Origin of the sequence: Paraburkholderia sp. WS6 (assembly GCF_030464835.1) — a bacterium.
Lineage (GTDB): Bacteria > Pseudomonadota > Gammaproteobacteria > Burkholderiales > Burkholderiaceae > Paraburkholderia > Paraburkholderia madseniana.
The window spans coordinates 18196-30468 of the sequence record NZ_JALQCK010000020.1; the positions used below are offsets into that span (position 1 = coordinate 18196).

Here is a 12273-nt window from a genome sequence, read left to right on the forward strand (position 1 = left end):
CGTTCGCCGCACGGCGACATTACTTCCTGGAAATGACATGGCGCTGATTTCATTGCGGCAGTTGCTGGACCATGCGGCGGAGCACGCGTATGGCGTGCCGGCATTCAACGTCAATAACCTCGAGCAGGTTCAGGCAATCATGCAGGCGGCCGCTGACTGCGATAGTCCGGTCATCATGCAGGCCTCCGCCGGCGCGCGGAAATACGCAGGCGAAGCGTTTCTGCGTCACCTCGTCGAGGCGGCGATCGAGACTTATCCCGACATCCCGGTCGTGATGCATCAGGACCACGGGGCGTCGCCGGCTGTTTGCCAGGCCGCGATCCGCAGCGGATTCAGCAGCGTGATGATGGACGGCTCACTCATGCCGGACATGAAAACCGTTGCGAGCTACGACTACAACGTCGAGGTGACGCGCACTGTGGTGGAGATGGCGCATGCCGTCGGGGTGTCGGTCGAGGGTGAGCTCGGATGTCTGGGTTCGCTCGAATCGGGAATGGCAGGGGAGGAGGATGGCTCGGGTGCCGAAGGCGTATTGACCCACGACATGCTGCTGACCGACCCCGAGCAGGCCGTCGACTTCGTGCAGCGTACCGGGGTCGACGCGTTGGCAATTGCTATTGGCACATCGCACGGTGCCTATAAATTCTCCGGCAAACCGTCGGGCGACATTCTTGCGATCGACAGGATCAGGGAAATTCATCGCCGCCTGCCCAATACTCATCTGGTGATGCACGGATCGAGTTCCGTGCCTCAGGAATGGCTCGAGATCATCCGTGAATTCGGCGGCGAAATCCGCGAAACGTACGGTGTTCCGGTGGAAGAGATCTGCGAGGGCATTCGCCATGGTGTACGCAAGATCAACATCGATACGGACATTCGCCTCGCGATGACCGGGGCAATACGGCGCTCACTTGCACAGCGTCCTTCCGAGTTCGACGTGCGTCGATTCTTCACGGACGCACTCGGCGCGGCCCGGGATCTGTGCCGTTCCCGCTTTGAGGCATTCGGCAGTGCCGGACAGGCGCACAAGATCAAGCCGGTTGCGCTGTCGGCGATGGCAGGGCGCTATGACCACGTGCACTGCGCGTAATGGATTGCGCTGGCACGAGCGCGCGACAGGTCACACGGCCCCAGGAATCCCGTCGGAGTCAGATCGATGAAAGTACAGATATTGGTTATTTTTGGCGGCACGGGAGATCTTGCCATGCGCAAGCTTCTACCCGCGTTGTATCAGAACCACCGGGAGGGCGCGCTTCCGGACGGCATGCGCATCGTCGGCGTCGGACGGGAGGGGCTGGAGCGGAACAGCTACCTCGATAAGGTACGCGATGCCTTGCGTCAGTTCCTGCCCGCGACCGACTTCGACGACGCACAGTGGACCACTTTCTCAGCTTGCCTCGAATTCGTTCAACTGGACGCGCGAGTGTCTGCGGACTACGCACGGCTTGCCGCAATGTTGCGATGGCAGGACAGCCATGGACACATCTTCTACCTTGCCACGCCGTCGGAACTGTTCATTCCGATATGCACCGAACTGAATCGGGCAGAGCTGGTCTCCGCGACATCGAAGGTCGTTCTGGAAAAGCCGCTGGGCCATGATTTGCCCTCCGCTCAACGGATCAACCGCGAGGTCGGGGCGATATTTCGCGAGCAGCAGATATACCGGATCGATCACTACCTCGGTAAGGAGACTGTTCAAAACCTGTTTGCGCTGCGCTTTGGCAATGGGATGTTCGAACGTCTCTGGAATCGCGACGGGATTCGTGATGTCCAGATCACGATTGCCGAGCAGGTGGGCGTTGAGGGGCGCGGTGCGTTTTACGAGCGCACCGGCGCAATGCGGGACATGGTCCAGAATCATCTGTTGCAGTTGCTGTGCATACTCGCCATGGAGCCGCCGCTGAGTCTCGAAGCGGATGCCGTACGCGACGAGAAACTCAAGGTCCTTCGCTCGCTCAAGCCACTCAGCGCGGTCGATGTGGCACGGCAGACCGTACGTGGCCAGTACACGGCCGGCGAGATGCATGGCGCGCCGGTTGCCGGCTACCTGGACGAGCCGGACATCCGTGCCGATAGCCGGACGGAGACATTCGTCGCGCTGAAAGTGGAGCTGAATAACTGGCGCTGGGCAGGCGTGCCCTTCTACCTGTACACCGGCAAGCGCCTGCAGAGTCGAGTCGCGGAGATCGTCGTCAATTTCAGGGATGTGCCGCACTCGGTTTTCGGCTGTCCCGGCACGGACAGCCAGGGCAACCGCCTCGTCATCCGGTTGCAGCCGGACGAGAGCCTGAAACTCTACCTGATGACCAAGGCGCCGGGTGATGAGATGACGGTCAGACCGGTGAGTTTGAACCTCGAGTTTTCTTCGGCATTCTCGACGAGACGAAGGGATGCCTACGAGCGGCTCCTGCTCGACGTGATCCGCGGCAGACTCACACTTTTCATGCGAGGTGACGAACTCGACGCCGCATGGCAATGGGTCGATCCTGTCATCGACGCCTGGCGCGAGCAGGATCCTCCCGAGCTTTATGTCGCGGGAGGCGCGGGTCCCGATGCAGCCCTCGCGCTGCTCGGGCAAGGTAGCGTCGCGCCATGTGATGCGTAAGCGTCCACCATTGCTGTATGCATGTCGACGGAGCCTCTCCCAACCCGTTGATTCCAATCGATCGCCAGATAGTTCCTGCCAAGCAGACCGAACATGACTCACATAGCAAGCACCCAGTACATTACGTTATCCTCATTTATCGCGAAAGCAGCACTTGACGAACGAGTCCCTGCAGGACTGGTTACGCTGATCGAATCTGTTGCCGACGCATGCTCCTCCATCGCAACCGCTGTTGAGCGAGGCGTATTCGACGGCGCATCCGGAATTGCTCATTCCGAGAATGTTCATGGAGAGGCGCAAAAGAAGCTCGACGTCGTTTCCAACGACATTATGATCAGTACGGTCGAGTCGATTAGTTGTCTGCGCGGACTGGCGTCTGAAGAGCTCGAGTCGGTTCAGGTGAGCGGACATGAACATGCCACGGATACCCCCGAATATCTGCTGCTTTTCGATCCGCTCGATGGATCCTCCAATCTTGAGATTAACGGCATTGTCGGAAGTATCTTTTCCGTGCTGGCTGCTCCGGTGTCTGATGCCGTACTCGACGAGCGTCATTTTCTTCAGCCGGGCGTGAAGCAGGTCTGCGCGGGGTACGCGATCTACGGTGCAACGACGATGTTCGTGCTGACCACGGGGTATGGCGTCGACGGTTTCACGTTCGATAGGGAGTCGGCGTCGTTCGTGCTGACCCACCCACAGCTTCAGATCCCGGAAAATACCTGCGAATTCGCGATCAACATGTCCAACGAGCGCTATTGGGAAGAACCTGTGCGCCGCTATGTCCGTGAGTGTGTGGCGGGTGCTTCGGGGCCGCGACAAACGAATTTCAACATGCGTTGGATAGCGTCCATGGTCGCGGAGGTCCATCGAATCCTGATGCGTGGAGGCGTTTTCCTCTATCCGCGGGACAACAAGAACCCCCAGCTTGCTGGACGGTTGCGGCTGACCTATGAGGCCAATCCGATGTCGTTCATCGTCGAACAGGCTGGCGGGATGAGTACGACGGGCGAGATGCCGATCATGGAAGTCCAACCTGACCATGTCCATCAGCGCGTTCCCGTCATTCTCGGGTCAAGGCTGGAAGTGGAGCGCCTGATCCGATACCACGATGAGGTCGTGGCCGCATGGTCCTCGCTGCAAACGCATTACGAGAAGATTCGCGATGCGCACATGCGCGACTGGTTCGCCCCCGAGAACGATCCCGCCCCTACCCGTGCTGAGCGCTTTGCGTTCGCGGGCGGCGGTCTCGCGGCCGATTTTTCGAAGAACCGCATCACCGACGAAACCCTGAGACTGCTGGTGCAACTCGCGCGCGAAGCCGGCGTCGAGAAGCGCCGCGACGCGATGTTCGCGGGCGAAGTCGTCAACCCGACCGAAGGCCGCGCCGCATTGCACACCGCGCTGCGCGCCACTGATCCGAAGGCGCCATTCCATGCGGAAATCCTGGCCGAACGCGCCAGGATGGCCGCGTTCGCCGACAAGGTCCGCAGCGGCGAGTGGACCGGCTACACCGGCAAGCGGATTCGGTACGTCGTGAACATCGGCATCGGCGGCTCGGACCTCGGGCCGAAGATGGTCGTGCACGCGCTGCATCATCTGGCCACGCCGGAGATCACCACGCACTTCGTGTCGAACGTGGACGGCGCGGATCTGTACAACGTGATGCAGATGATCGATCCCGAAGAGACGCTTGCGATCATCGTCTCCAAGACCTTCACGACGCTCGAAACGATGACCAATGCGCGCTCGCTGCGCGACTGGTTCATTGAGAAAGGCTGCCCGGAGAGTGCGCTGGCGAAGCACTTCGTCGGCGTGTCGGCGAACCCGGCTGAAGTGGTCAGGTTCGGCATCGCGAAAGAGAATGTGTTCGAGATGTGGGATTGGGTCGGCGGGCGTTATTCGCTGTGGTCGGCGGTGGGTCTGTCGATCATGATCGCGATCGGCCCGCAACAGTTCGACGAGCTGCTGGCCGGTGCCAACGAGATGGACCAGCATTTCCGCGACGCACCGCTTGAGAAGAATCTGCCGGTGCTGCTCGGCATGATCGGCATCTGGTATCGCAACTTCTTCGGCTCGCAAAGCTATCTGGTCGCGCCATATTCGGAAGCGCTGCATTTCCTGCCGTCGTATCTGCAACAGCTCGAAATGGAGAGCAACGGCAAGTCGGCGCGCCTGGATGGCGTGATGGTCGACTATCCGACCGCTGCCGTGACCTGGGGCGAGCCGGGCACGAACGGTCAGCATGCGTTTTTCCAGATGCTGCACCAGGGCCCGACGATCGTGCCGATCGACTTCATCGCCGTGTTGACGCCGGAGCATCCGCTCGCCAGTCATCATCCGAAGCTGCTGGCGAACTGTTTCGCGCAAAGCGAAGCGTTGATGCTCGGTCGCACGCTCGAAGAAGCGAAGAAGGTTGCCGGTGCGGACAAGCCGGAACTGGCACCGCATCTGGTGTTTCCGGGCAACCGTCCGACGAGCACACTGCTGGTCGATGCGCTCACCGCGCGTTCACTCGGCGCATTGATCGCGCTGTACGAGCATAAGGTGCTGGTGCAGGCATCGGTATGGGACATCAACCCGTTCGATCAATGGGGCGTCGAGTTGGGCAAGATCCTCGGCAAGGTCGTCGAGGCGGATCTGACGTCGGCAAGCGTCGATGAGAAGAAGCATGATTCGTCGACGTCGGCGTTGATCGCGCGGGCGCGTGCCAGATTGCGCTAATGGAAACGCTCCGTTGATCACGGTGGATAGCTGCTTGTTTTCCGTCTGCGCTCGCCAGTGTTATGGCACTTATGCAGCAGAGAAGATGCGACGAAAATAATTAATCCGCGTTCCGTCCGGTTGGGGCTGTCCGGGACACGGCCATCTGTAGTGTTGTGACCGGAGAATAAGTCATGAATTTTAATAAAATGACCCTGCGCGGCAAGCTCACGGTGGCGTTCGGATTGCTTGTCTTGCTGGTGCTTCTGGTGTCCGGACTGGATCAGCGCCGCGACCGACGAGCAGTCGAGAGGGATCGAGCAGGTGAATCGCGCGGTAGGTCAAATGGACTCGATCACGCAGCAGAACGCTGCCTTGGTTGAAGAAGCGGCCGCCGCGTCGAGGTCCCTCGAGGACCAGGGCCGCCAGTTGATCGACGCGGTGACGATCTTCCGCCTTGACGGTGCGCTTCACGGTCAGCCGATGCAGGCTCGAGCGGCCCCGCCACCCAAGGCTCCGGTCGTAAGGGCACAAGAAACGTTCTGACTGCCAAATGCGGCGACCGCTCGCATGCGCTCGCCGTTCGCTTTCTCCCTCAGGCCGCTTGCGCCGCCGGCGCGCACTCGCGCGAGTTGCGCAATGCAGCGATCGTTTCCACTGTCTGGATGCACGCGCGAGCGACCTCGGCGCCTTTCACTTCGAAGTGTGCGAGGAAGAAATTCGTGTGCTCCTCCGAGCTGTGGAAGTGATGCGGTGTCAACACGGCGGACAGGACCGGTGTTCCGGTTTCCAGTTGCACTTGCATCAGTCCGGAGATGACTGCCTGGCCCACGAATTCGTGGCGATAGATCCCGCCATCAACAACCAGCCCGGCGCAGACCACCGCCGCGTACTTGCCGCTCTGCGCAAGAATTTTAGCGTGCAGCGGGATTTCGAATGCTCCGGCAACTTCGAAGAAATCGCAGTCCGATTCGGCATAACCAGCCTGAGCAAGTTCCGCGACGAACGAGGTTCGACAACGATCGACGATGTCTTTATGCCAGCAGGCCTGGACGAAGGCGATGCGCTGGGAGCGCGATGAAGATGATGTGTGAGTAGTCGTGTGAGAATTTAACATAGCGTGCTGTGCCGGTGAATGGTCGCTTATGGAGTAAGCGCACTTTCTTCCGCCGTCGTGGCGGTGCCGCTCCAGGTCGGGTAATCGCCGTATCCGCGTTCGGTGCCACCGAACAGCGTACTTCCGTCGAAGCCGGCAAGCGGTAGACCCTCGGCCAGGCGGCGAGGAAAGTCGGGGTTCGCGACGAACGGGCGGCCGAAGGCGACCAGGTCCGCATAGCCGTGCGACAGAACCCACTCGGCGCGGGTCGAGTCGTACTTGCCGGCAACAATGACTGGGCGCGTAAAACGTTCGCGGATGGCCTTGCGGAATGCTTCGGTGAACTGAGGGGCATCGTCCCAGTCGGCTTCGACGAGATGCAGATAGGCAATGCCACGCGCCTGCAGAAACTCGGCTGCTTCGAGAATCGTCGGCAGAATGTCCGGGCAGTCCATGCCGCGGGCGGTCAGGAACGGCGCGAGACGGATGGCGGTGTGCTCCGCGCCGACTTCCTCGGCCACGGCGTTGACCACATCTTTCAGAAAGCGCAGCCGGTTTTCACGCGAGCCGCCGTATTCGTCGGTGCGTGTGTTGGAGGTCGTGCGCAGGAACTGGTCGACCAGATAACCGTTCGCGCCGTGAATCTCCACGCCGTCGAAGCCCGCGTCTACTGCGTTGCGCGCCGCGCGGCGGAAGTCGGCCACGACATCCCGAATTTCCTCGACGGACAACGCACGTGGGGTCGGACACGCGACCATAGCGCCTATGCCCGTTGCCGCGTCCACTTTCCAGATCTGACCGTCGAAGGGAATGGCGGACGGCGCGACAGGCATTTCGCCGTCGTGGAAGTCCGGATGCGACATACGCCCGACGTGCCACAGTTGCAGGAATATCCGGCCGCCGGCGGCGTGAACCGCATCGGTGACGAGACGCCATCCCGCGACCTGCGCGGCGCTATAAATGCCCGGCGTGAACGAATAGCCCTTGCCCTGCGGAGAAATCTGCGTGGCCTCGGTGACGATCAATGCGGCCGATGCGCGCTGCGCGTAGTAGCGCGCCATCATTGCATTGGGCACGTCGCCCGGCTGCGTGCTGCGCGAGCGTGTCATCGGCGCCATGACGACGCGGTGCGGGAGCTGGAACTGTGAAACAACGGTCGGCGTGAAGAGTGACGAAGCGGTGGATGTCATGGTGGAAATCTCTGGGGGCGTGAGGTAATGAAGAGTCGCGGATTGAAGAAGTGAGCCCATTGTGTACACGCGAACCAATTTTGATAATTGGCCTACCTTTTGAAGGATTTTCAAAAAATATGGGAATATCGTGGAAAGGCTCGCCGATATCCGGCTCTTCGTTGAGGCAGCAAACCCTGGCGGTCTTTCCGCTGCCGGCGCACGCCGGGTTTGCAGCCGCCGGTTTCTGTCACGTGCGATGGAAGACCTGAAGGATCTGCTTGTACTCGAGGAAGTCGTCGATGCCGGCGAGCCCGCCGAGCCGGCCCTGGCCGCTGTTCTTGAAGCCGCCTTCCTCGAATTCGACCTGCATGCCCGCCCACTCGTTGATGCAAATGTGGCCGGCGTCGAGCTGACGCGCCACGCGGATCGGCCGGTCCGCGTCCCGCGTCCAGATGCAAGCGCTCAGGCCATACTCGCTATCGTTGGCGAGTGCGATGGCTTCGTCTTCTGTGTCGAACACCTGAAGCGTCTGAACCGGACCGAACACTTCGTCGCGCGAGATGGCGAGACCCGACGCGGGCACTTCCAGCAGCGTAGGGCGGTAAAAGGCGCCCGCCGCGAGTGGCCCTTCGACAATCGGGCCGCCTCGCACGACGGCCGTCGCGCCTTCCGCCAGCGCGGCCGCGACCATCCGGTCGACCCGCTCGACCGACGCGCGGTCGATGAGCGGACCCATCTGGCTTGATGCATTGGCGGATGCACCGGGCTGCACAGCGGCGAGTCGTTCCGCCAGCAGGTTCTTGAACTGCTCCGCGACTCCGCGCTGAACCAGAATGCGGCTGCCCGTCACGCAGAACTGACCTGCGAACACGGTGGACGATGCCGCGATGGTCGGCACCGCCTGTGCGAGATCCACGTCGTCGAAAACCAGATGCGGCGTCTTTCCGCCAAGTTCGAGCCCGACCCGCTTGAAGCGGGCGGCGGCCGCCGTGGCGATTGCACGTCCGGTTGAGGTGCTGCCCGTGAAGTTGATGACCGGGACATCGAGTGAGTCGACGAGGAACTTCGCGCCGTCCGCGCCGCTTTCGACGAACAGATTGATTGCCCCTCGGGGAATGTCCGGCACGCTCGCGAGTATCTCGGCCGAAAGTCGCGCGGTCTGTGCCGCCTGGGCCGGCAGCTTGACGACTGCGGTGCAGCCTGCCGCGAGCGCGGGTGCCAGCGCGCGGATCAGCAGATAGGCCGGCGAATTCCACGGCACGATCAGTCCCGCCACGCCCACGGGCTGGCGGAGCACCATCGATTGCGTTCCGGGGCGCGGCTCCGAGACCCGCCCAAATGTATGCAGCGCGAGGCCGGACGCAAACCGCAGCGCGCGCACGATCTGCATGGTTTCAAAGCCGGCTTCGACCTTGGGCTTGCCGTTTTCGGTCGAGAGGCAGTCGATGATGTCCTGGGCACGTTGCTCGTAGGCATCGGCGAGATGGCTCAGCGCGGTCGCGCGCTTCATCGGATCGACTTTCCAGTCGGTCTCGAGAAAGGTCCTACGGGCGGCAACGACGGCGCGCTTCGCTTCGTCGAGTCCGCCGTCGAAATACGATGCGAATGCCTGGCCGGTTGCCGGGTCGATGCTTTCCCGGGGCGTGCCTGTTTCTAGCCATTCGCCGTCTATCCAGTGTGTTGCCTGTCGTTCCACGAAAAGTCCTGTTGCTAGGTTGTGAGTCGACTGAGGCTATCTTCGTCCCGGCAATGCGATAAGCGGGTCATGGGAAAAAACAGTTTCAATCAGTGATGAGAAGCGCGCCGGCGCCTCCCATGCCCAGCAGGAATGACAGTTATGCAATCGTGCTGTCTTCTCCGGCGGTTTGCATTGACGGACTATCCCTCCCACGCAATGTGCGTTGAACATCATCAGGAAGGAGATTGTCATGTCACTTCAAGCCAGGCTCGATGCATTCAAGGCCGATTTCAAAGGCGGCAAAGCCCCATTCTTTGCACCGCCGGAAATCCATCCGGTCATGGAACGTGCAACGGCCGAACTCGTGGCGTCCGGCCAGGCCGCACGCGCGCTCAAAGCAGGCGACCTAGCACCGGAATTTACCCTCAATGATCCGGAGGGCAAACCCGTGTCGTCTGTCGAGCTGCTGAAGCAGGGGCCGCTCGTAATCAGCTTCTACCGCGGCGTATGGTGCCCGTATTGCAATCTTGAACTGACGGCCCTGGAAGAAGCGCTGCCGTCGTTCAAGGCCGAAGGTGCAAGTCTGGTTGCGATCTCCCCGCAGAATGCCGTGAACAGCCGCAAATCGGTCCGCACCAACAAGCTGAACTTCCCGATCCTGAGCGACACGCACAATGATGTGGCCGCCGCATTCGGCATCCGCTTTGCGTTGCCGGACTATCTCGTGGATCTGTACAAGAACCTCAAAAACGATCTGCCTGCGTTCAACGGAGACGACAGTTGGACGTTACCGATGCCGGCGCGCTACGTGGTCGGGCAAGACGGAACGATCCTGTACTCGGAAGTCAACCCTGACTATACGCACCGTCCGGAGCCCCAGGATATGTTGCCGGTTCTCCGCAAGAAGGTCGCTTCGGCGTCCTGATTCGGTCCTGATTCGTTCCCGGCCGTGAACCGTCGGGAACGATTGAACATGCAAGCTGGCACATCAACATCGAGGCAATATGAAATCACGCACTTTTCTTGTAACCGGTGCCAGCAAAGGCATCGGCAGAGCCGTCGCAGCGCGGCTGAACGCAGACGGGCACCGGGTTGTGGGACTGGCACGCCAGGCAGACGACCCTGGCTTCCCAGGAACGCTCGTGCCTGTCGACCTGACTGACCGCGTGAAAACGCAGGCTACGCTCGATAGGCTTGTGGCGGAATACAAGTTCGACGGTCTGGTCAATAACGTTGGGCTGGTCAAACCGCAGAGGCTGGGCGCCATCGATCTGGACACGCTCGACTCCGTCATGTCGCTCAATCTGCATCCGGCTGTACAGGCGGCGCAAGCACTCCTGCCCAACATGAGCGCCCAAGGCTGGGGGCGAATCGTCAACATAACGAGCCTCACTGTCCTTGGCATCGTGGAGCGTACGGCTTATGCCGCCGCCAAGTCCGCCCTGGTGAGTTTTTCGCGCTCCTGGGCGCTTGAGCTGGCGACCACCGGCATCACAGTCAATTCCGTCGCGCCCGGCCCCACGGAAACCGAACTGTTTAGAGCCAACAACGCGCCAGGAAGCGAAGGGGAGCAGCGCTATCTCGCCGCCGTCCCAATGAAACGCTTCGGCAAGCCTGACGAGATTGCTGCAGCCATCACTTTCCTGCTGTCCGATGACGCTGCTTTCATTACGGGTCAAACGTTGTTTGTCGATGGCGGCGCTTCGATTGGCAAGGCGTCAATCTGAGGGCCGAATATCTCCTCAATCCAGGCAACGAAAGCGCGTGCCTTTGCACTGACCATGCGCCCACTGGGAAAAACTGCCCACAGGTCGATACCCGGCAATTCCCAGTCGGGCAGCACGCGTTTGACGGCACCACTTGCGAGTTCCGGCGTGAACATCCATTCCGAAGCGATCGCGACGCCCATGTCGGCGAGCACGGCCGCGCGTACGCCTTCCGCCGCGTTCACGCGGACGCGCCCGGCGACGACAATTGACGTTTCCGAATTGCCTTGCCTGAACGACCACACGCTTCCGCCGCCGCCCTGCTCGTACACGATCGCCTGATGCGATAGCAGATCCGCAGGTACCCGCGGTTCGCCGGCTTTTGCGAACCAGGCCGGCGTGCCGACGACGCAACGCCGCCCGTGACTGACCTTGCGTGCGGTCATGTTCGAGTCGCCAAGCACTCCCATCCTGACTGCTACGTCGATGCCGCGTTCCAGCAGATCGATGTTTTCATCGTCGAGCACAATGTCGATGTTGAGTTCAGGGTGTCGATCAAGAAATGTCTGGAGCCTTGGAAGGATGTGAATCCGCGCAAAGGTCACCGCTGCTGAAATCCTGAGACGACCCGAGAGGGCGCCAGCCGATCCTCTTGCCGCAACCTCCGCCTCGTCCGCCTCTTCGATCGCCCGCTTTGCGCGCTCGTAAAATGCGTGGCCTGCTTCGGTCGGCGTCAGCCCGCGCGTCGAGCGAAGCAGCAGTCGAACTGCGAGCCGCTCTTCGAGTTGCGCGATGGACTTGGAAACGGCGGGCTGCCCAACGTTCAGCAGCCGCGCTGCCGCCGAAAAAGAGCCGGACTCCACCACACACACAAACGTCTCCATCGCTGTTAGTCGGTCCACGGTCGTCCCTCCTGGAACGGATGTCTGGGGCTCGAGCGTCGCACCGTCAAACACGCGCGACGAAACCTGCTTGCCGGAAGATACACCACCGCGCCACGTTGTTTTCCGTAGCGTCGGCATAACACTCATGCCGCACAGGCATACGGTAACGCGTTCTTATCCTCAGCGCTTTCCCCTGCGCCGTAAGCTGTTCGCCGATAGAGACGAAGTTCGCCCGATATGCCCCAAGGGAATGAGTGTTATGCAGTCGCGCTGCCTACCCTGACCCGTTCAATTCAACGACGATGTCTCTGTGTCTGGCGAACCGCTATCAGGAGCTCGTCTGACAGCAAATCGTCGTTGTGGCTCGCCGCCGCACCTGCAAGAGTCATCGAACGTGTTACCGCGCTCGTACTGCAAGCCGGTACTAACTGA

The 12273-nt window shown here is 61.0% G+C and carries 9 protein-coding genes and 2 pseudogenes; 7 read left to right on the top strand and 4 right to left on the bottom strand.

The window, feature by feature from the left end; all coding sequences use genetic code 11:
• Nucleotides 1-37 precede the first annotated feature (37 nt).
• The 5 genes and pseudogenes from fba to M0D64_RS23040 all read left to right on the top strand — a co-directional run.
• Nucleotides 38-1090: a class II fructose-bisphosphate aldolase gene (gene fba / locus M0D64_RS23020; protein ID WP_266259383.1), complete on the top strand. Its 1053-nt coding sequence runs from the start codon at nucleotides 38-40 to the stop codon at nucleotides 1088-1090.
• A gap of 66 nt (nucleotides 1091-1156) precedes the next feature.
• Nucleotides 1157-2605 (top strand): glucose-6-phosphate dehydrogenase, encoded by a 1449-nt coding sequence (gene zwf, locus M0D64_RS23025; protein WP_266259384.1) that lies wholly within the window; start codon nucleotides 1157-1159, stop codon nucleotides 2603-2605.
• A gap of 93 nt (nucleotides 2606-2698) precedes the next feature.
• Nucleotides 2699-3706: pseudogene (locus M0D64_RS23030) on the top strand (class 1 fructose-bisphosphatase); the annotation flags it as partial.
• Nucleotides 3707-3721: 15 nt separating this feature from the next.
• Nucleotides 3722-5326 carry a glucose-6-phosphate isomerase gene (pgi, locus tag M0D64_RS23035; protein WP_266259490.1) on the top strand — a complete coding sequence of 535 codons (1605 nt, stop codon included), beginning with the start codon at nucleotides 3722-3724 and terminating at the stop codon, nucleotides 5324-5326.
• A 261-nt stretch (nucleotides 5327-5587) separates the two neighbouring features.
• Nucleotides 5588-5851 (top strand): annotated as a pseudogene (locus M0D64_RS23040) (methyl-accepting chemotaxis protein); the annotation flags it as partial.
• Nucleotides 5852-5900: 49 nt separating this feature from the next.
• Here the strand turns inward: M0D64_RS23040 and M0D64_RS23045 are convergent.
• From M0D64_RS23045 to M0D64_RS23055, 3 genes are all read right to left on the bottom strand, one after another.
• Nucleotides 5901-6422 (bottom strand): 6,7-dimethyl-8-ribityllumazine synthase, encoded by a 522-nt coding sequence (locus M0D64_RS23045; protein WP_266259385.1) that lies wholly within the window; start codon nucleotides 6420-6422, stop codon nucleotides 5901-5903.
• Nucleotides 6423-6448: 26 nt separating this feature from the next.
• On the bottom strand, nucleotides 6449-7591 hold the full coding sequence (locus tag M0D64_RS23050; RefSeq protein WP_266259386.1) for an alkene reductase: 1143 nt from the start codon (nucleotides 7589-7591) through the stop codon (nucleotides 6449-6451).
• Nucleotides 7592-7820: 229 nt separating this feature from the next.
• A complete protein-coding gene (locus M0D64_RS23055; RefSeq protein ID WP_266259387.1) occupies nucleotides 7821-9269 on the bottom strand; it encodes an aldehyde dehydrogenase family protein in 1449 nt (482 codons plus the stop codon).
• Nucleotides 9270-9501: 232 nt separating this feature from the next.
• On the opposite strand from M0D64_RS23055, the gene M0D64_RS23060 reads away from it, so the two are divergent.
• Nucleotides 9502-10176 carry a peroxiredoxin-like family protein gene (locus M0D64_RS23060; protein WP_154562573.1) on the top strand — a complete coding sequence of 225 codons (675 nt, stop codon included), beginning with the start codon at nucleotides 9502-9504 and terminating at the stop codon, nucleotides 10174-10176.
• Between the two features lie 79 nt (nucleotides 10177-10255).
• On the top strand, nucleotides 10256-10978 hold the full coding sequence (locus M0D64_RS23065; RefSeq protein WP_266259388.1) for an SDR family oxidoreductase: 723 nt from the start codon (nucleotides 10256-10258) through the stop codon (nucleotides 10976-10978).
• Here M0D64_RS23065 and M0D64_RS23070 read toward each other — a convergent pair.
• Complete coding sequence (locus M0D64_RS23070) at nucleotides 10927-11859, bottom strand: LysR family transcriptional regulator (protein WP_266259389.1); 933 nt, start codon at nucleotides 11857-11859, stop codon at nucleotides 10927-10929. The genes M0D64_RS23065 and M0D64_RS23070 overlap by 52 nt on opposite strands.
• Between the last annotated feature and the right edge of the window lie 414 nt (nucleotides 11860-12273).

Coding starts and splice junctions, on each gene's coding strand:
- fba (WP_266259383.1), top strand. CDS start 38: ATGGCGCTGATTTCATTGCGGCAGTTGCTGGACCATGCGGCGGAGCAC.
- zwf (WP_266259384.1), top strand. CDS start 1,157: ATGAAAGTACAGATATTGGTTATTTTTGGCGGCACGGGAGATCTTGCC.
- M0D64_RS23045 (WP_266259385.1), bottom strand. CDS start 6,422: ATGTTAAATTCTCACACGACTACTCACACATCATCTTCATCGCGCTCC.
- M0D64_RS23050 (WP_266259386.1), bottom strand. CDS start 7,591: ATGACATCCACCGCTTCGTCACTCTTCACGCCGACCGTTGTTTCACAG.
- M0D64_RS23060 (WP_154562573.1), top strand. CDS start 9,502: ATGTCACTTCAAGCCAGGCTCGATGCATTCAAGGCCGATTTCAAAGGC.
- M0D64_RS23065 (WP_266259388.1), top strand. CDS start 10,256: ATGAAATCACGCACTTTTCTTGTAACCGGTGCCAGCAAAGGCATCGGC.